This window comes from Adonisia turfae CCMR0081 (genome assembly GCF_011009555.1).
Classification (GTDB): Bacteria; Cyanobacteriota; Cyanobacteriia; order Phormidesmidales; family Phormidesmidaceae; genus Leptothoe; species Leptothoe turfae.
Genome location: NZ_QXHD01000004.1, coordinates 4,849,516 through 4,869,387, shown reverse-complemented (window position 1 = coordinate 4,869,387; position 19,872 = coordinate 4,849,516). Strand labels below are relative to the sequence as shown.

At 49.3% G+C, this 19,872-nt stretch carries 18 protein-coding genes; 14 read left to right on the top strand and 4 right to left on the bottom strand.

Annotated elements, in window-relative coordinates; genetic code table 11:
- The first annotated feature begins 51 nt into the window (after positions 1 to 51).
- The 3 genes from hemF to psb29 all read left to right on the top strand — a co-directional run bounded on the left by hemF (position 52) and on the right by psb29 (position 2,964).
- A complete protein-coding gene (gene hemF / locus DXZ20_RS24930; RefSeq protein WP_163701758.1) occupies positions 52 to 1,077 on the top strand; it encodes an oxygen-dependent coproporphyrinogen oxidase in 1,026 nt (341 codons plus the stop codon).
- 461 nt (positions 1,078 to 1,538) lie between these two features.
- Positions 1,539 to 1,901: an STAS domain-containing protein gene (locus DXZ20_RS24925; protein WP_163668880.1), complete on the top strand. Its 363-nt coding sequence runs from the start codon at positions 1,539 to 1,541 to the stop codon at positions 1,899 to 1,901.
- A 286-nt stretch (positions 1,902 to 2,187) separates the two neighbouring features.
- A complete protein-coding gene (gene psb29 / locus DXZ20_RS24920) occupies positions 2,188 to 2,964 on the top strand; it encodes a photosystem II biogenesis protein Psp29 (protein ID WP_250566191.1) in 777 nt (258 codons plus the stop codon).
- A 23-nt stretch (positions 2,965 to 2,987) separates the two neighbouring features.
- On the opposite strand, the gene DXZ20_RS24915 is transcribed toward psb29, so the two are convergent.
- The 3 genes from DXZ20_RS24915 to DXZ20_RS24905 all read right to left on the bottom strand — a co-directional run bounded on the left by DXZ20_RS24915 (position 2,988) and on the right by DXZ20_RS24905 (position 8,203).
- Positions 2,988 to 4,505 carry a hypothetical protein gene (locus tag DXZ20_RS24915; protein WP_163701756.1) on the bottom strand — a complete coding sequence of 506 codons (1,518 nt, stop codon included), beginning with the start codon at positions 4,503 to 4,505 and terminating at the stop codon, positions 2,988 to 2,990.
- Positions 4,465 to 6,327, bottom strand: a complete 1,863-nt coding sequence (locus tag DXZ20_RS24910) for a hypothetical protein (RefSeq protein WP_163701753.1) — start codon at positions 6,325 to 6,327, stop codon at positions 4,465 to 4,467. Before DXZ20_RS24910 ends, DXZ20_RS24915 begins: the two co-directional genes overlap by 41 nt.
- Before the next feature lie 217 nt (positions 6,328 to 6,544).
- Positions 6,545 to 8,203 carry an ArnT family glycosyltransferase gene (locus DXZ20_RS24905; protein ID WP_163701751.1) on the bottom strand — a complete coding sequence of 553 codons (1,659 nt, stop codon included), beginning with the start codon at positions 8,201 to 8,203 and terminating at the stop codon, positions 6,545 to 6,547.
- A gap of 147 nt (positions 8,204 to 8,350) precedes the next feature.
- On the opposite strand from DXZ20_RS24905, the gene DXZ20_RS24900 reads away from it, so the two are divergent.
- Complete coding sequence (locus DXZ20_RS24900) at positions 8,351 to 9,964, top strand: phospholipid carrier-dependent glycosyltransferase (protein ID WP_163701750.1); 1,614 nt, start codon at positions 8,351 to 8,353, stop codon at positions 9,962 to 9,964.
- A 129-nt stretch (positions 9,965 to 10,093) separates the two neighbouring features.
- Positions 10,094 to 10,318, top strand: coding sequence for a DUF7219 family protein (locus tag DXZ20_RS24895; RefSeq protein ID WP_163671792.1), 225 nt, complete (start codon positions 10,094 to 10,096; stop codon positions 10,316 to 10,318).
- Between the two features lie 3 nt (positions 10,319 to 10,321).
- Here DXZ20_RS24895 and wecB read toward each other — a convergent pair whose 3' ends face one another.
- Entirely contained in the window at positions 10,322 to 11,437 is a 1,116-nt protein-coding gene (wecB, locus tag DXZ20_RS24890; RefSeq protein WP_163701748.1) for a non-hydrolyzing UDP-N-acetylglucosamine 2-epimerase, read from the bottom strand.
- 142 nt (positions 11,438 to 11,579) lie between these two features.
- Between wecB and DXZ20_RS24885 the strand changes: the two genes are divergently transcribed.
- From DXZ20_RS24885 to galE, 9 genes are all read left to right on the top strand, one after another.
- Positions 11,580 to 12,041 (top strand): CRR6 family NdhI maturation factor, encoded by a 462-nt coding sequence (locus tag DXZ20_RS24885; RefSeq protein WP_163668862.1) that lies wholly within the window; start codon positions 11,580 to 11,582, stop codon positions 12,039 to 12,041.
- Positions 12,042 to 12,164: 123 nt separating this feature from the next.
- Complete coding sequence (locus DXZ20_RS24880; protein WP_163701746.1) at positions 12,165 to 13,337, top strand: F420-0:Gamma-glutamyl ligase; 1,173 nt, start codon at positions 12,165 to 12,167, stop codon at positions 13,335 to 13,337.
- A 24-nt stretch (positions 13,338 to 13,361) separates the two neighbouring features.
- Positions 13,362 to 14,534, top strand: coding sequence for an N-acetyltransferase (locus DXZ20_RS24875; protein ID WP_163701744.1), 1,173 nt, complete (start codon positions 13,362 to 13,364; stop codon positions 14,532 to 14,534).
- A gap of 3 nt (positions 14,535 to 14,537) precedes the next feature.
- The gene (ruvX, locus tag DXZ20_RS24870; RefSeq protein WP_163668856.1) at positions 14,538 to 14,966 is read left to right on the top strand and encodes a Holliday junction resolvase RuvX; all 429 of its coding nucleotides are present in this window, start codon (positions 14,538 to 14,540) and stop codon (positions 14,964 to 14,966) included.
- A gap of 33 nt (positions 14,967 to 14,999) precedes the next feature.
- Positions 15,000 to 15,584, top strand: coding sequence for a DUF3727 domain-containing protein (locus DXZ20_RS24865; RefSeq protein WP_163668854.1), 585 nt, complete (start codon positions 15,000 to 15,002; stop codon positions 15,582 to 15,584).
- A gap of 62 nt (positions 15,585 to 15,646) precedes the next feature.
- Entirely contained in the window at positions 15,647 to 16,705 is a 1,059-nt protein-coding gene (mltG, locus tag DXZ20_RS24860; RefSeq protein ID WP_163668852.1) for an endolytic transglycosylase MltG, read from the top strand.
- A gap of 44 nt (positions 16,706 to 16,749) precedes the next feature.
- Positions 16,750 to 17,277 (top strand): YqeG family HAD IIIA-type phosphatase, encoded by a 528-nt coding sequence (locus DXZ20_RS24855; protein WP_163668850.1) that lies wholly within the window; start codon positions 16,750 to 16,752, stop codon positions 17,275 to 17,277.
- A 128-nt stretch (positions 17,278 to 17,405) separates the two neighbouring features.
- Positions 17,406 to 18,587, top strand: coding sequence for a glutamate 5-kinase (gene proB / locus DXZ20_RS24850; protein ID WP_348918723.1), 1,182 nt, complete (start codon positions 17,406 to 17,408; stop codon positions 18,585 to 18,587).
- 106 nt (positions 18,588 to 18,693) lie between these two features.
- Complete coding sequence (gene galE / locus DXZ20_RS24845) at positions 18,694 to 19,701, top strand: UDP-glucose 4-epimerase GalE (RefSeq protein ID WP_163701742.1); 1,008 nt, start codon at positions 18,694 to 18,696, stop codon at positions 19,699 to 19,701.
- Positions 19,702 to 19,872: the final 171 nt, after the last annotated feature.

Here is a 19,872-nt window from a genome sequence, read left to right as displayed (position 1 = left end):
TGGCAAGCAGCATTAGCCTTAATTAAATTTGTTTTTTAGTTCAAGATCGCCATGGTCATCGCTTCTACGCAGAAGGTATCTAGTCCAGTTGCTCCTCCTAGTGATTCACGCGAGCGTGTAAGCCAAGGGTTTAAAGGGCTGCAAGATCGCATATGTCAGAAGCTGGTTGAGGTTGATGGTGTCGGTCAGTTTATGGAAGACCAGTGGACCCGCCCCGATGGTGGTGGTGGTCGTTCACGGGTGATGAAGCAGGGCGATGTCTTTGAACAAGGCGGTGTGAACTTCTCTGAGGTGTGGGGTGATCGGTTGCCTCCCTCCATCTTGATGCAGCGACCTGAAGCTGAAGGTCATGGCTTTTATGCGACAGGCACTTCAATGGTGTTGCATCCTCGCAATCCCTATGTGCCTACGGTTCACCTCAACTACCGCTATTTTGAAGCTGGCCCAGTTTGGTGGTTTGGTGGTGGTATTGATCTGACTCCCTACTATCCCTTTGAGGAAGATGTGGTGCAGTTCCACCGCACGCTTAAGGAAGCATGCGATCGCAACCATCCTGAGTACTACAATACGTTCAAGCTGTGGTGCGACGAGTATTTCTACCTTAAGCATCGTCAGGAGACTCGCGGTGTTGGCGGTGTGTTCTTTGACTATCAGGACGGCACTGGTGAGCTTTATCGTGGGCCAAAGCCAGAAGGACCTGCTGCACAGCACAGCAAGCAAGTAGGACAGCCAGCACAGCGCAATTGGGAAGATTTATTCAAGTTTGCCATTGACTGTGGCGATGCATTTTTACCCTCCTACATTCCAATTGTTGAAAAACGTCGCAATACGGAGTATGGAGAGCATCAGCGTAACTTCCAGCTTTATCGCCGTGGTCGTTATGTTGAGTTCAATCTCGTCTATGACCGTGGCACCATTTTTGGCTTACAAACCAACGGTCGTACTGAATCGATTCTGATGTCGTTACCTCCCATGGTGCGCTGGGAATATAGCTATGCACCTGAGTCAGGAACTCCTGAAGCAAAGCTTTACGATACGTTTCTGAAGCCTCAAGACTGGGTTAATTGGGACGCCTAGAAAAGAGACCAAGTCTTTAACATATGACTCCTTCTGAGGATGAGCCAATCTGTGAGTTCTTTGTGAGATACATTGCTCTCAGGTTGGCTTATCTTATTTTTGGGTTTTGGTAACTTTCTGCCATCGCTTTTGGGAATGTTTGGAACTACATGCCCCCTTTACGCATCAATAGATATACAGGGTAAGGTGGGTCATCTTACCTCAAGATTAGGTGTGATTGAGTGCGTAAATATCCTGATGTGGTCTGCATTTTTATGCATACTTGTATGCACGTTATTCTGATCACGCTGTACTTCAATACAGTCAGGCATACTGATATGTCAATAAAAACCCGCAATTTGTCGTAAGCATTTGACATTTCAGTCCTTTCTCCTGATTGTACGGGCATCATGGTACGTATGAGCGCAATTTTCAGTGTGCACGTCAGACATTAGACATTTAGATATGAAGGGCCGGTGACTATGGAGCAAAGAATCGTCAACCCTCCTGAAGGCAATCACAGTATCGTTGTATTTTCACCCCAGGGGCGACTAGACATTACTACAGCTTGGCAATTTCGCTTGAAGCTCCAGGAATGTATTGTCAATACCACTCCCCATATCATCGTTAATCTCGGTCAAGTTAATTTTATTGACAGCTCTGGGTTAACTTCCCTGGTAGCAGGTATGCGCGATGCTGATAAGCTACAAGGGAGCTTTAAGCTGTGTAATGTTCATCCAGAATCGAAGCTGGTCTTTGAAGTGACTATGATGGATTCTGTGTTCGCCATCTACGACAGTGAAGAAGAAGCCATTAAGGCAGCACCTGAACCCATGATTTTTTAAGTGGGTCTTGAGGCGAGTCTAAAGCTCGCGCCCCATAGGTTTCCTGTTCGTTCTGCGCTAAAGTGCAGGCACTTATAGTTCTGATCGTTTTTTCAGAATTGAATCTAAAACGAACATAGGCGTCTCAGCGCCAGTTGATTGAAGCCACACATTAGCAATGATTGCTCGACTTGTCTGTGAGATAAGCCGTTAATTTCGTTAAGGTGGTATAGGCATCCATCACGCAAAATACTATTTCGCCTAGATCATAGGATTCTTGGCAAAAGGTCGTCCGCAGTAGAAAATGATGTCTAACGTTTTATTACCCCCACCTGTGACTAATCTCCGTACGGTTTCCGATACCAAGCGAGCCTTTTACAATTACCACTCTCGTCCAATCAATTCTCTGTATCGGAGAGTGATTGAAGAGCTGATGGTGGAGATGCATCTGCTTTCGGTAAATGTTGATTTTGTTTATAACCCCCTCTATGCCCTGGGTGTGATAACTAGTTTTGATCGGTTCATGGTGGGGTATGAGCCTGAACAGGATAAGGAGTCCATTCTTTCGGCCATCTGTCAGGCAGTGGAGGGTGATCCCCAGCAGTATCGCCAGGATGCTGAGGCCTTGAAATCTGATCTTGCCAACCTATCGCTGGGCGATCTCAATACTCAGCTCGCCAGTGCCAAAACTACGGATGGTAATGGTTTGCAAAACAAGCTTCACGTGGTGGCTACCCAGGCTAGTGCAAAGTACACGCGCTTGATGGCCGTGGGTCTTTACACCCTATTTGAGACCGTTGATCTGTCTGCCCTAGAAGATAAGGACAGCCGCGAAGAGATGCTAAAAACCGCTGCCGAAATGCTGGCATTGCCAGCTGAAAAGGTAGATAAGGACCTGGAGCTCTATCGGAGCAACTTGGACAAAATGGCCCAGGCTCAGGAAGTGATGAAAGATATTTTAGAAGCTGAGCGTAAAAAGCGTGAGCAGCGTGCCCAGGCTAAAGCAGACTCTCCAACGGCAGAGACGGTTGCTCCTCCTGATGTGACCGATACGCCTGATGCGCCTGAGACTGAAGAAGCTTAGGGTTTCCCTTCCTTAATTGTTTGCTAATTGTTTGCTGAAGTTACCCAATAGAGGTAATACTCTTCATTTTGCCAGGCCTTTGTGAATTGCTCGATGGGTTCAACCGTTAGGCCTGGTGTCGGTTCTTCTAATTTTTTGGTAAGCACCAGCAGAATTTTGGGGTGTTCCAGTATGAGCTGCTTCACCTGCCGAATCACTTCTGGATGATCAACCTCGTTGCGAACGCCCTTGAAAAATAGGGTATAGCTACCGATGGCCTGACGTTCTGGAAAATAAAATGATCGACCAAAATAACCGCTTAAAGATGCCATTTGTGCATCTCGGCTAGCCACGATAAATTCATCTTGGAGATTGGCCTGACGCATGTAGGCAGCAGCAGCTCGACTTGCTGAATAGGGGATGGTGAAATCCATCACAAACATGAAAATACCGCCTAGCAACTGAGCTATCAAAACAGTGGCAAACATGCGGTTAAACCAGCGGTTAGATGTTTGCTGCTGCCTTTCAAGGATTGGTAAATATTGGGTGATAGCCGTGGTTGGCGGGTAGTAATGAGCTAACCACAAAGCAGCTATTAGGATGAGATAGAAGTTGCCAAAATGCCGAATAGAGTTGGGCATAAACTTGGCGTAGGTAAAGCCTAAAATAATGCCGTTACCAAGCAAATAAAACGCCAGTGGATAGGGCTTTTTCACAAGCTTGAGACACACCAGCCAGCAAGAACCAAGGGCAAGGACGCCACAGACTAATAGATCTAGATACTGCCGACCGTTGGGGATAATCACATAGTAGCCGCCAAAGATCCGGCCAATGGCTCGCAGTAAATGACGGATGTCTAACCCAGTGACATAGCCCTCTAAGGCTTGATTAGCGACATAACTGGGGGGCAAGATGAAATGCAGAGCCATGGCGTAGCCCGCTATAATCAACCCGCCGCTGAATAGGATATCTAGCCAGTTACGGCGAAGTTTAGCGTCAAAGACAAGTTCTAGCCCCAGGGTAAGGGCAAGTGCGATCGCAATCAAAAACGCATATACATTAGTATTAGCCAATAGCACCAGCAAGCCTGCCAGGGGCCAATAAGCCCGCTGTCGCTGCGGCCAAAGGGCACAAATAGCGAATAACAGTAGCATGGCCACAGCGTAGTTGCGGGCAATCAGCAGGTGCTCATAGAACGGCAAATAGCCAAAGGTAAACAGCCATTTCTGCCATTGAGTAAAGGGGCTGCATCGCCAAATCAGCAGCACTGAGCCCATGGCCAGGAGCCAATGAAAGACCTGCATGGAGACGGGATGGCCAAACAGGTGATAAAGCATCGCCACCAGCAGGTGCCAAAGACCAGGGTGGGCTCGGTCATAGCGAATATTCTCAACAAAGGCTCCCCAGGATGGACTGTCCCGCGCGATTAGCCAAACGTTCATCTCATCACGCCACATGCTGTGGTTGAGTGTGCCGATTAGACCCAACACAGCAATAATGATGACGGCTGTCCAGGGTGATTTATAGAGGCTGACCAGCTGGCGTGGCAAACGAAGCGTCATGGAGATTATGAGACTTGGGAGCGCCATCAATCATACTGCTAACTGTCGCTGCTATTGTGCTGTTGCTGTCACCTGTTGCTCCAGCACACAGCTGTTGCTCTAGCACACAGGCATTGTTAACTAGCCAAAAGCGCTCTGTCTCTACCACTGTGCAAGACTCAATGCGGGTCCGTAACACACTGGTATTACTATTACTGACCTGTTGCACAACCTTCGCCGTTAATGGCTGATAGTTATTGGCCCAATATTGATGATGGTCTAAATAGTCAGCGGAGAAAGCACCTTTGTTCACCAGCCAAAAATCTATGCCATAGCGATTGCTAAATGTGGTCAGCTCAGTTTTATCACTGGTGTAGTGGGCCTTTAATAAATCAGCCGCTCGCTGTCGGATTTGACGGTAATAGCCCAGATGAAAAGGCGTGGCATATTCAGGGGCGATCAGGGTGGAGCGTCTAGCAAAGGCAGGAATATTATCGGCTTCGTAATCGATGGAGGCGATCAGGGTGTCGTGAGGTTGGGTTTGTAGATATTCATAAATCGGCGCTTCTTGGCCAGCCATGTAGAGGGTTTTGGGAAACTTTTTCAGCAATAGCGGGTAGTAGAAAAATAAGGGCACGACCACGAGCAATATGGCGATTGGGGCCACCAACTTTAGCTGGCGGCGGCGTTTACAAATGGCTGCTAAGATGACGGTCCAGGCGATGGCGGCCAAGATGGGGATAGCTAGCATGATGGAGTGGCTGGTGTAGCGCCCAGGCATATGGAGCTTAAAAGCCTGAGCATAGGCGGCTATAAACCAGACCAAGCTAACCAAAGTCAGCTTAGTAAACACGTGAATGGCGGGACTTATGGCGCTTAATCCTGATGGTGAAAATCTCTTACTCCATCGCATCGGGATTAAAAATAGGGCTGCGACCAGGGTGACTGGCGTAAAAATTGTGCGCTTGAGAATGGCTCCATGGCCCCCAAACAAAACCAACCAGTAGCGGGAGATGCCTTCTCTAAAAAAGGAGTGACGGCCTGTTGGCTGAAATTCTGGTATGGTGTGTGCCTCAGCCATGGTCACCACTGGCCCAAATGCATGGTTGGCCAGTGCATAGGTGGGCAATATGCACAGCGCGGCGAGGATGAATGCTGCGATCGCAATCCTCAGCCGGCCACGATGGACCACTACCCAAGGTTGAGACCACTTGGCAGGCAGGGTTGCCCAATCGACGGCGTGGGCTGCGTACAGCGTTGTTGCAACCACAGCAACCGGCGGATAGAAAAGGGTCAATAAGCCTAAAAAGGCTAAACTCACCAACCACCGTCGTCGCACAAAATAAAACAACAGTGGAATTAACAGCGGATAAATAAACGCTCGCGGCGATGCTGATACGACATCGTCAGTACACCAAATATGCTGACTTAGCATCACCGATGCCATCACTCCAGTGGCGGGAACTGGGAAAATAGCCAGGGTTAAACCGTAATAATAGCCCGCTGCAACCATACCCAGGAACATAGGTATCACCTTGGCAAACCACTCAGGCTGTAAATGTAGGCTGCTGGCAATGCGATAAAACAGCTTATAGCCCACGGGGGTAATAGACTGGAGATAATCAGCAATTAAATCATTGGGAAAAGCATCAGCATCCCGCCAGCGTTCCATCCAAAACAGATAATGTCGGGCGTCATCTTGGATCACGTAATGGGCCGCAAACCCCTTCTGCATAGCTAAATAGCCATAGAAAAAGGCAAAAAAAAGGCTGAACGCCAGCCCAAACCACCACTGTATATCCTTTTGAGGATGCTGCTGCGGACTCAATAATCTAGCCAGCATAGATCAACCGATTGAAGAATAAATAAAACATCGCGTTTGTCTCAAAAAATGCAAAACCTATTACGTCTATGCGGCACCTAGAAAGCAAAAAGCGCAAATGAAATCAATGCGCTCCAACTATCAAGAGCATGCTAATGTCCTGAAGTCTGGTCGCCTATCAATATTTCCCTGAGCTTTGTTGTAAATCCTTAAGCTTTTACAGAGAAAATACGGATCATTACTGAGCAAGAATACGGATTAAGTGCGTTCGCTCAATTTTTCCTAAAGAGTCATAGGGTTTCGTGAGTGTAGGCAATTCATTATCTTCAATCCAGATATAGTCATTGGGACCAATTGCTTCCAGGGTGTCTAATTTTTCCCCTGGGTTGGGGGTATAAAACCTGAGCAGGGTACTGCGTTTGCTGTTGAGTCCAGGGGAAAAACCGACGGCTTCAGTTTGTAAAACAGGTTGAATATCATCCCGAATTAACAGGGCCTTCATGTCAGGATTAATGTTGCCTAAGTCGGCTGTTCCCCAGGCGATTGTTAACCCTAACCAATGCCCTAACAGCAGTAGCACAAGCCAGCTGAGTAATATGGGTTGATTCTGAGACGTGCGAAACCACAGCATGCCAGCAGCCAGCCAGCCAAGCCCCAGGCCGAGAGCAATCGGTGCATAGGGGCGAATGTCATCGGCGCTAGGCAGAATGTCTGTGACAAGTGCCAGACCACCGGCAGCTATCAGTACTGTCCCCAATAGCACCAGTAGACCATTGACAGTTGTCAGCAGGCGTTTGATGGTGATGCTAAGAGAGGGGGTGAGCAATCTCTCCATGGTGTATCCAGTCAGCAGAGCCAGAAATGGATATGTGGGAATGGCATAGTGGGGCAATTTAGTAGACGCAAAGCTCAGTAAACCCAGGTACAGCAGTGGATAAAGTAGCAATAGGGAAATTTGCGGCTGACACACATAGGTGACTTTTGTATGGGTGCGTAAAAACCGTAAACCGAGTAAACCGACTGCTGCCAGGGCAAAAAAGATCCAAAGAAAATCATTGACTAACAGATTGAACAGATAAAACAGTGGCGATTTGGCTCGATCGGTGGTCAACCCCTGACTGACTGGAAAGTTAACAATGGCCTCAATAACGGCCATGTCATAGCGCCGCCAACAGAGCCATAGCCAGGTTGCCGTGGGTAGCAGACCGATCAGCCCCCCTAAATAGAGACTCCATTGCCTTAAGTGGTGTTTGCCCGATAGCAGCATATAGGGTAGCAAACAGGCCATGGGAACAGCGGCCAATGCACTGCGGATGAGAACGGTTATGCCCAGGGTGATGCCTGCTCCGAGGTAACACCAATGCTTGGAGGATGACTGTTGCCTTTCTGCCGCTAGCATGAGCCAGATCGCCAGCAAAATGAGTCCTGTAAACAGAACGTCTGGGGTGGCTAAACGACTGTACTGTAGCCATAGGGGAGCCACACCCAGAGAAAGTGCCCCCAGTAGGGCAGCGGTTGGGTTCAACAGACGGCGGCCAATGCTATATGTGAGCCAAAGGCAGCCAATGCTGGCCAAGACGCTGGGTAGACGTACAGCGACTTCGTGCCGCCCTAACAGCTGAATAAATAAAGCCACAACCCAATAGGGACCAGGGGTTTTATGGTGTGGCGTGGCCCAAGGATGAATCCAATCTCCCGAATCGACAATGACCCTGGCGCGACGGGCGTATAGTCCTTCGTCGTGCGCCATCAGACTCTGGTGATCAAGGTCAAAAAAACCGGCTAATAACAAGGGCACTATCCACACCAAAAGAACGAGCCAGTGCCAGTGCTCTGCTTTAATCAGGGCGTGTAATTTTGGAGTGAGCCAACCAGGTCCCAATTGCCAGCGGGTCATGGGGAGAGGAATATGATAGGGCGTAGTTATTGTGCCACTGTATAGGTTGAATTGTCGTGATTGATCAGTGGCTACTGTGCCACTGTATAGATTGAATTGTTGTGATTGATTCAGTGGCTATTGTGCCACTGTATAGGTTGAATTGTCGTGATTGATCAGGTAAACGCATCCCGTCAGTTAAACCGTTCTACTGCTATCGGTGCCCTATCTCGAATAGTAAGTCTAGATGGGGTTTGGCTTACCCTAGCGGCTGTTTTACTGTACTGGTGGCGATTAGGCATGCTGCCCCTACGGGACTGGGATGAGGGCACCATTGCCGCTGTTGCCCGAAGTATGGCGGTCAGCGGTGATTGGATTTATCCCACACTCTATGGCGATGCCTATTTGAATAAGCCGCCTCTGGTGGAGTGGTTAATGGCCACGGGGTATCTGGGGGGCGTTTCAGAATGGACATCGCGGTTGTTGCCAGCTCTGGTGAGTGCCCTAGCTATACCGCTGCTGTATTGGGTGGGACGAGAAGTATTCCAGCAGCGGCGACCGGCACTGCTGTCAGCTGGTGTGTTCTTGACGCTTCTACCCGTAGTCCGTCATGGTCGCCTGGCCATGCGAGATGGGGTGGCGGTGACGCTATTTTTGCTGTTACTGCTGTGGGGGTTAAAGGCGCGCAAGCGACCGGCATATGCCCTGGGTGTTGGTGTTTGTCTGGGGCTAATTGCACTAACCAAGGGGATTTTAGTGATTCTGCTGGGCGTAATCGCCCTGGTGTTTTTTGCTATACAGTTTTTTGCTATACAGACTGTGGGGTTGGGGCGACAATCTGCCAGCCACTGGTTGCTACGTAATCCTTATTTATGGCTAGGTCTAGGTTTAGGCAGTTTGCCAGTTTTACTGTGGTATGGTGCTCAGCTGCTACGCTACGGCAATGTTTACTGGCAAGGGCACTTTGTTTCTCAGTCCTTTGAACGAGTGACCTCGGCAATTGAGGATCACCAGCAGCCGCCCTGGTATTACCTATTAGAAATGCTGAAATATGGCTTTCCCTGGCTGATGTTTTGGCCTGGCGGTGTGTGCTTAGCCTGGCGACAGCGTAATCGCCCTTGGGGACAGCTGGTTTTGGTGGGCACTGCGATATATCTGGGGGCTATCTCTCTAATGGGTACCAAGCTACCCTGGTACATCATGCCGCTATATCCGTTTGTGGCTCTAGCCATTGGTGCCTATTTGCATCATGCCTGGGAAAAATCGCCCCGTTGGGCGGTTGGTCTTTTGGCCTTAATTAGTGTGGTTGCCCTGGGTGGTGGTGTTTACTTGGGCGTGGCCGATCAGCAACCAACGCTGATCGCCATTGGTATTGGCTTAGGGATGAGTGCGGGTTGGACAGGTTTGCAGCTATGGCGACGACGGGCGCGGTGGTGCTTGACCCTGATGGCAGGCCTATACCTGACGCTGTTGCTATTGGTGGGGTCTGATTTTTGGCTGTGGGAGCTAAATGAGGCCTATGCAGTTAAGCCAGTGGCAGCGATGGTTAAACAGCATGTTCCGCCTGAAGCTGAGGTGGTAACGACGTTTAGCTATGGGCGACCGAGTCTAAATTTTTATTGCGATCGCAACATCCCTACCCTATCGGGTCAACCTTTGCTTGAGCGCTGGCAGGATAATCTTTACGTTCTTGCTGAAGTCCATCATTTAGATACACTGCCCCCGTACCACGAAATTGGCCGTACCGACGACATGGTACTTGTGCAACCAATGATCCAGTAACCTTTAGAATATACGCCGATATCTGAAGCCATTGGTATGATCATTAGATGTATAGGCATCTGTCAACTGCCCTAATCAGAGGACCTTCCGTTGGTTGATGAACCTAACGAACAAAAGCAAGACTTTATTATGCCCCGTGCTTCTTACCATGGGGAGTTTTCGCCTGAACGGATGGTATTCAATGCTAATTTGCAAGAGTTTGCCACCCGAATTTCACTGATTTGCAATCTAGAAACAGGGGGCAAAATCTCGTCTGAAGAGGCCTACCAGCAGATTAAAAGACTGTGGAAAGAATTAAAGTCATCTAAAAAGAGTTTGTTAGATGAAGCCCAGAAACGTGGGGAAGGCTCCTAGTTTTTAGCGGTTGAAATAAGCCAATACTGCTTGGACGATGCGTTCTGATGCCTTACCATCCCCAAATGGGTTAATGGCTCGGGCCATGGCATCGTAAGCCGCTGGCTCCCTTAGTAACTTTGCTGCTTCGCCAGTAATCATCTCTGGGTCGGTGCCTACGAGTTTGGCTGTGCCCGCTTCCGCCGCTTCAGGTCGCTCCGTTGTTTCCCGCAAGACAAGAACAGGTTTCCCAAGGCCAGGGGCTTCTTCCTGTAATCCACCAGAATCCGTCATCAGTAGATAACACCGTTGCATGGCTCCTACGAGCTGGCCATAGTCCAGCGGCTCCACCAAAAATGTGCGAGGGTGGTGATCGAGGGCCGCCTTTAAGGGCTCTCTTACCGTTGGGTTGCGGTGCAACGGCAGTAGCAACGCCGTATCCTCGAATTTGTCTAATACTTGTAGAAATCCCCTGGCAATATCCTGTAGCGGCTCCCCCCAGTTCTCTCGACGATGTACGGTGGCTAGAATGACGCGATGGGCTGTCCAATCTAGCCCAGGGACATCACAGGCAGGAGCCTTAGAGGCCACGGTCTGTAGGGCATCAATAACGGTATTGCCAGTCTTAAGAACAGTACCGCTGACGCCCGAGGCTGCTAGATTGGCCACCGATTTGTCAGTCGGTGGAAAATGCAACGTTGTGATCTGGGAGACCAAGCGACGATTGGCCTCTTCAGGAAACGGATTAAGAATATTGTCAGTGCGTAGTCCGGCCTCCACATGCCCCACGGGAATCTTCTGATAGAACGCAGCGAGAGCGGCGGCAAAAGCAGTGGTTGTATCCCCCTGCACCAGCACGATGTGAGGCTGTAGTTCTTTAAAAAGTGTTTGTAAGCCTTGCAAACTGCGACAGGTAATGTCTGACAGGGTTTGCTTAGGCTGCATGATATTCAGATCCCGATCAGCCTGAAGCCCAAATAGCTGCATGACCTGGTCCACCATCTCCCGATGTTGCCCCGTGAGTACAACCTGAGTGTCAAAATCTGGTGTTTTCTGAAACTGTTGAATCACTGGGGCCAGTTTAATTGCCTCAGGGCGTGTTCCCAGGGTGATACAGACGCGAATAGGAGATGTGGTCATCGGCATAAAAACATATATATCGTGCAGTATGGTCTGGAAACGGAGGTCGTAGTCAAGACCCGGCTGACCCCCTAGTAAAGTCTTCCACAGCAAGGCACACTGTAATCTGTTTCATCTGCTTCACTGTTTTATCTCCCCCACCATGCCTCAATCCATTGTTATCGATGCTGCGCACCTTCAGACTTTGGACCTGACAGTGGCCCAAAGTACCTTGAGTCAAGTTGACTGGAAAACCGACTTTAAACTGAGTTTTGCTATCGATTATCCCCGCGAGGCCAATGACCCCCGCGAGCTGTCTGAGCTTCCTGAAGTACGGCTATGGTTTATTCGGCTCGATAGTCAATATCCCTGGCTACCCCTGTTTCTAGATGTTGAGTCGGGTGAGTTGGGCCGGTATGCAGCCATGCTAGTGCCCCATCAGTTCAGCCCCTTAGATGGCATTCGCTATAACCCAGAAGCTCTAGAGATTTTTGTGATGGGCAAAGTGTTTACCATTGCCCAATGGCTCAAGGATAACCAAATTGATGGCATCGAAAAACTCAAACTGATGGTACGTACTTTGGGCTATGAATTGGACGACGGATTATTTGAACTGCTGCGATAAAACATTGAATCCGTTATTGCTGGTGATTGCTTCAGATCCGAGAGTACGCTACAAATCTTACGGATCTATGGATAAGATTTATCCATAGATTACCTATTCACATGGAAGAGGAGTAACCCTTTAATGACAGGGATTTTGGGCACGCTGGTAATCCTATTGATATTGCTGACCCTGGTTGTTTGGCTACTGATTGAACGGCAATTTCAAGACCGCCCTGGGAACCGGCTAGAGCTGGAGTCTGGCAAATGGACCATGACTACCCAAGAGCCTCAGCACTATGTCATTGAGGGAGAAGCTGCCCTGGTAAACCTAACCCGCACCTTGGAGATTATGGTGCCGGAAATCTCGGTTGAGGCTCAGCTATTATCGGGAAATAGCCTAGATGGAGTTACGGTCAAGACTAAGCTGGTATCGGATCATGAAGACGCACCAGCTAGACCAGATAATTACTGGTTTGCTTACATTGTCAAAACTGGAAAATCCACTAGTCTGAAGATCAACGTTGATATTAAAGGCCCCGACTTATCGAAACTAAAAGCTGTCTGGGTAAAGGTTCATTATTTGACCTACGGCCCTGAGGGGCGCATTCCCAAAATGGGCAATGTGGTGGTGCCCCTGAAGTACCCTGACCCCGATGCTCCTCAAAACTGGCGGTCTACACCAAAAGCAGACGTGTTGCCGATTCCCACCCATTTGCTGGGTCCCCTGGACAGCCCTATTGATACGGTTAAGCGTTATGTTGAGCCCTTTGCTAAGCCTGGGGACATTGTCACCATCGGTGAAACACCTGTGGCGATTATGCAAGGGCGTTGGCGGCATCCCAGTGACATTAAACCGGGCTGGGTAGCGAAGCGGATTTGCTATTTCTTTATGCCTACGTCGAGTCTGGCGACGGCCTGTGGTATGCAAACCCTGGTAGATCTGGTGGGACCATGGCGAGTGGTGTATGCCTTTGTGGTGGGTGCGATCGCAAAGAAGTTCTTAGGTCGTGCTGGCATGTTTTACGTACTTGCAGGTGAGCAGGCCCGCTTGATTGATGATGTCACCGGCACCTTACCCCCCTATGACCAGTTCATTGTGCTGGGTCCAGACAACCCTGAAAAAATTGTTCAAGATATTTATGACGTAACTGGCCTGAAAGCGGCCATTGTCGATGTCAATGATTTGAAAGCGGTTAAGATATTAGCAGCAACACCTGGCACTGACGTAGACTTGATAACGAGTGCTCTGCTCGATAATCCGGCTGGTAACGCTGATGAACAGACTCCTGTAGTCTTAATTCATCCCAAATCCTAGGGATTTTGTCCATATTTTGGTCCTATGACACCCGTTAACTCCTCTGACTCCATTGCGGTTCGTCCCGTACATTTTCGTGACTCAGAAAAGCTGATGCCCAATGGCGGCTCAGAGGTGGTTACCTGTGGCGCATTTACCAAAAATCAGCCTGTACTCGACTCGGGACATTTGTTTGGCAAAGAGGCTTGGCAGCGTTTATCTCGTCTGGTAAATCCTCTACAGCCTAAGACCATTACCTTTGCTGCTGGCTGTAAACATACTACCCAGGGTGTGATTCAGGTTTCGCCATTTAACTCTACACGCAGTACCTGGCGGATTGACCAGGTGATGGTAAAAGCGTCCTCTGATGAGGTACTAACCCTGAACTTAGACTTGGCCAGTTTGCTGCTGCGCCACTGCTTTGAAACCATTGTTGAGGCCCACACCTGGATCAGTGAAACCAGTATCCAAGATAAGTTCGGGCTAGCCCTCTATCGCCAAAATGGGTTCCAGCCCCTGGCCTATGTCACCTACTGGTCCATAGACGCAGAGCAAATTACCAGTCTGGCGGAAAATGAGCCAGATTTACCCAATCTATTGCCGGTCAGCAACGCCGATGCCCAGCTGATTTACCACCTGGAAACAGCGTCGATGCCACCTCAGTTGCGTCAGGTGTTTGATCACCAGATTCAGGACTTTCGGACGCGCTCCATTGCTGGTGTGAGAGCCCAAGTGCAGCGTTGGCTAGGTCAGTCTGAGTCAGTTTCAGCCTACGTATTTGAACCCCAGCGGAAGGCGGCCATTGGCTACTTTAGTCTGCGTCTCTCCCAGGATACTGAGCAACCGAATCGGGCAAAACTCACCGTCCATCCTGCCTACACTTGGCTATATCCAGAGCTCATGGCTCAAATGGCTCAAGTGTTGCAAGGGGCATCCAACCAAACCCTACAGCTGGCCTCTTTGGACTATCAGCCTGAGCGCGAAAGTTATTTACGGGAAATTGAGGCCACAGAAGTAGGTCACACAGTGATGATGTCCCGTTCTGTATGGCATAAGGTACGTGAGTCAAAGGCTGTTTCCATTGAGGGTTTACAGGATGTTTTGCAGGGGTTACAGCCCTCTGGTAAAGCGATTCCAAGTCGCTTTTTTTGGGATGCCGCTAATCCTGGTTTGAGACGCCCAGCCAGGGATGACTCTTCGGGTGGGACAGCGGGTTAACGCATGATTTCTGTCTTGGGATTAGATATTGGTAGCAGGCGGATTGGTGTAGCTGGTTGCGATCGCACAGGCCTAATTGCTACGGGGTTAACCACCATTGAAAACAAGTCTTTTGTCTATGTGACTGAACAACTCAGGCAACTTGTTCGTCAGCGTGAGGCCACCCTGCTAGTGGTGGGATTGCCCTACACCTTGGATGGGACAAAGGGAGCCCAGGCTAAGCGGGTACAAAAATTCACTAAGCGTTTAGCTAAGGCTTTGAGTTTGCCCGTGGCCTATGTAGATGAGCGGCTTACATCAGTGGAAGCAGAACAGCAGCTGCAAGCAGAGCGCCGCCCCATTGAAAAAAATAAGGGCCTAATAGACCGTCGAGCGGCTGCTATTATTTTGCAGCAGTGGCTAGACAGCTCTCGGGCTGATCGCCCTTCTTAGTTAGGGCCTCTGCCCAATGATCCACAACCACGCATGGCAAATTTGAATCACAACTCCAATCAAAATTCTGACCCGTCTCCTGATTTCCAACAGGGAGGCCAGCCCATCGTGACCCTCACTGATGAGGGCGGTCATACCCTCGCTTGTTACGTTGAAAAATCCATTACCCTCAGTAATTCTGGCCAAGAGTATTTACTGCTGCTCCCTGTTTCTGCCCCGATCGAGATTTTTAGCTGGCAGGATAACGATGATACCTTGGCGGATATTGAGGATGAGGAGATTGATCCGCTCTTTCCCAGTGCCCGTGCAGTTTTAGCTGAGTTAGACTTGACCTTGCAGCGTAGTGCTTATACGCTGACAGCCGTAGGTAATATCCCTGATGCAGAAGACGAAAGTTGTTTCGCATTAGAGGTCGATGATGGGGGGGCAACGGACAATTTTCAAATGCTGGCGCAGTTTTATCATCGCGATCAGCGTTATGTGACCTGTACACCTCTAGAGCCCTTACTTTTCTTTGCCTACCGCACTGATGCTGATACGGTGATGTTGCTATCCCCTGAAGAGTTTCAGCGGTTGCAACCCCAAATTGAAGATCAGCTTTTTGAGGGCTTAGATTAGGCATCTACAGTTGAACGTACCAAACAATTCTGAACCTGGTCCATGGCCTGTCTAAACGAATTATGGGTTGTTTAAAACGACTATTTTATGTTGGCATTTTCCCGGTTGCCTTAGGTGTGGCCGCTTGGCAAGGGTGGTCATGGTGGAGCTGGGCCAATAGCCCTGTATTGGCGAGAGACGATGAACAGCCAATACAGTTGCAGATTCCATCGGGCACTGCCGCTCAGCAAATTGGCCAAGACTTAGAAGCAGCTGGCTTAATCCGCTCTACCACTGCCTGGAAAGTCTGGAATCGTCTTCAGGAATTTCAAAATCGCGAAGGAGGTCTACAGGCGGGGACATATTCGCTATCTCCCACCCAATCCATGTCGGAGATTGCCGACCAAATCTGGACTGGTGATGTGGTACAAACCAGCTTTACAATTCCGGAAGGCTGGAATCGTACTCAGATGGCGCAAGCTTTAGAGGCACAAGGTCTGGTCAGTGCTGATGACTTTTTGCGGTCTACTGAAGAAATTCCCTATGCCCAGTTTCCCTGGCTGCCTCAGGGGTTGCCCCATCTGGAAGGGTATCTCTATCCAGATACCTATCAGCTACCCAGCGAGCAAATGGATGCTGATAGCATTGTTGATGTGATGCTGCTGCGCTTTGAACAGGTCGCTCTGCCTGTGTATCAGCAAGGAACCAGCCCCTATTCTCTGGATGAGTGGGTAAACTTAGCTAGCATCGTTGAAAAAGAATCTGTGGTGCCTGAGGAACGGGATACGATTGCCGGAGTATTTGCTCGACGGCTGCGGGAAGGTATCAGTCTGGGATCTGATCCAACGGTGGAATATGGTCTGGGGGTGACTCAAACACCAGAAAGACCACTAACCTTGACCCAAGTCAATACCCCCAACCCTTACAATACCTATCGTAACTTAGGACTTCCTCCAACTCCGATCGCAAGCCCTGGCATTGCCAGTTTAGAAGCTGCCTTAAATCCGCCGGATACGGAGTTTCTCTACTTTGTTGCTCGCTATGACGGTACCCATGTGTTTAGCCGTTCTTTAGCAGAACATGAGCGGGCCCAGGGTGAGATTCGCGATCGCGTTGATGCCCAGTTAGGGGATGATCTTTAAGCACTATTAACCAGGGCAGGCACAAGACCTGCCCCTACCTAACCATGACGCCTTGGGGTCGCCTCCTACAACCTGACCTTGCCCTTGATGCTTCTGTCCTGGGCCTTACTCCTGAGCTGATTCAGCAGCATCAACTCAAAGGACTGATTCTTGATGTAGATGAAACCTTGGTGCCGTTTCAGCAAAGTCAGCCTCTAGAAGAGGTACGTCAGTGGCTGCAACAGATGCAAACGTTAGTGCCAGTGGTGCTGGTCAGTAACAATCTTAGCCATAGCCGCATTAGACGGATTGCGGAAACCTTGGAAGTGCCATTTTATACGAGTGCAGGTAAGCCGTCCCGACGTAAGCTGCGTCAAGCCGCAGAGCTAATGAAACTGCCTCACCATGAAATTGCCATGGTGGGCGATCGGTTATTCACCGATGTCTTAGGGGGCAATCGCCTAGGTTTGTTTACGGTTTTGGTAGAACCCATGGTGGACCCCATGGCGGCAAATTCCCCAAAACAATGTCTGCGTAATGCTGAGATTTGGCTATCTAAGCGTCTTGGTGTGGTGCTGGCTGACCGCACTTAATTTCTCGTTTGAGATCTAAAAAAAAATATTAGGTCAGCCAGATTGTCAGAGGTTGATTGTGACGGCCTTGCATTGGAATTTTGTATGACAATAGGCTCTGTTACTAGTTCCCACCTTCATCGATTTCTGTGACTATATCGCCTTCTGCTAACGCTCAGACTTCTCAAACCATTGTGGTCAAGATTGGTACGTCTAGCCTCACTTCGGCCAATGGTCAGCTAGCCCTATCGGTGCTTGCTCGTTTAGTAGAAACACTCTGTCAACTAAATCGCCAAGGTCATCGAGTCATTCTGGTTTCTTCTGGAGCTGTGGGTGTAGGGTGTGCGCGACTGGGGCTGACAGAGCGACCTAAATCCATTGAGCAGAAGCAGGCGGTGGCTGCCGTGGGTCAGGGGCGGTTGATGCGAGTGTATGACGACCTATTTACCGTGTTAGATCAGCCCATTGCCCAGGTGTTGCTGACCCGCAGTGATTTAATGCAGCGGGCGCGCTATGTGAATAGTTATCACACCTTTCAGCAGCTGTTTAACTTAAATGTCATTCCCATTGTGAATGAAAACGACACGGTGGCCGTGGACGAACTGAAATTTGGCGATAATGATACGCTGTCAGCTCTAGTGGCGAGTTTGGTGGGAGCCCAGTGGTTATTTTTACTAACGGATGTGGACCGGCTATATTCTGCTGACCCACGGGCCAATCCTGATGCTGAACCGATTACCTGGGTACAGCATTTAGGGGATTTAGATATTGACGTCGGTGATCGTGGCTCTGCGTGGGGAACTGGGGGCATGATTACTAAATTGGAAGCGGCTCGCATCGCCACCAGTGCCGGTATTCGCATGGCCATCACCAATGGTCAGACCCCGGAAAACATTCTCAAAATTTTGGCCGGTGCTCCCCTGGGAACTCAGTTTGCCCCTAAGCCGAATCCTTCAAATGCTCGCAAACGTTGGATTGCCAATGGACTACGTCCCAGCGGTCTGCTTTATTTAGACGCTGGGGCAGTTCGGGCGATTAGTAAAGATGGAAAATCATTGCTTTCTGCCGGAATTGTCGAAATTGAAGGTGATTTTCAGGCCCAGGATGCGGTCGTGCTTTGCGATCGCAACGGTCAAGAGATTGCCCGTGGTCTTGTGAACTATAATCACCATGACCTTCAGCAGATTCGCGGACGTCGTTCTAGTGAAATTTCTATGATCTTGGGCTATGACGGTGCTGAGACAGTTGTGCATCGGGATAACTTAGTGCTCAATCCTGATGCTGTGGGATCTGATATGAAACCTATGGTAGAAGGTGAATATTCCCATTAAATTGGGCTCTATCTATTAACTCTAGGGGCAGCTGGAGGAGCTCTCTCTCTCCAGGTCGTTTGGCTATTTTCATGGTTATACCTATCTAACTTTACGAATTCCTCATATGAGTAGCACAAACACCTCAACTCCAACGATATTGGTAACCGGTGGTGCCGGTTATATTGGCTCCCACGCCGTGCTTGCCCTAGAGCAGGCTGGTTATCAGGTTGTTATTTTAGATAGCCTTGAATATGGTCACCAAGAGCTAGTTGAGCAGCATCTCAATGCCAAGCTAATAAAAGGGAATACAACCGATCGAGCATTACTGGATCAGGTATTTACGCAATACAAGTTTGCGGCTGTCATGCACTTTGCTGCTTATATCGCAGTGGGTGAATCGGTGACAGCGCCAGCCGACTACTATCGCAACAATGTCTATGGCACCCTAAATCTGCTACAGGCTATGGAAGCGGCTGGGGTGAAACGATTTGTCTTTTCGTCCACCTGTGCCATTTACGGTCCTCCTAAGACGGTGCCTATTCCAGAAGACCATCCGAAAAATCCCATTAGCCCCTATGCCAGTAGCAAGCTCATGGTGGAGATGATGCTAAAGGATTTCCAAAAGGCCTATGGCTTACAATCCGTATGTTTTCGCTATTTCAATGCTGCTGGCGCAGATCCCCAAGGTCGTCTGGGCGAAGATCATAATCCTGAAACCCATTTAATCCCGTTGGTACTGCAAACGGCTTTGGGTAAACGTGATCATATTTCGATTTATGGCACCGACTATCCGACCCGTGACGGTACCTGTATTCGCGATTATATCCACGTTGCTGATCTGGCGAATGCCCATGTGAAAGGGGTGCAGTATCTTATAGACGGCGGCGAAACAACCTTTATTAATTTGGGTAACGGCAGTGGGTTTACCGTCAGAGAAGTGATTGAAGCAGCTCGCCAGGTGACTGGGCATCCGATTCCTGCTGTGGAATGTGAGCGCCGCCCTGGGGACCCTCCCAGCCTGATTGGTAGTAGTGATCATGCCCGTGAACGCCTGGGTTGGGTACCCCAGTACGCTGATCTAGAAATAATTATTGGCCATGCTTGGCAATGGCATCAGAAGCGCCATGGTTAACTATGAAATGCTAACCTGGGTTGTCTCTTTAACCTTTCCGGAATAAATTTACACAGGCTGTACTGATAAAAAGTATTCTGATCGGTAGTTGGGCTGACAGTTCTAGACTTGATCAGGATGCTTTACCGGGTAGCAGCCTTAAAGGAAAATACACTAATAGGGAAAAGTGAT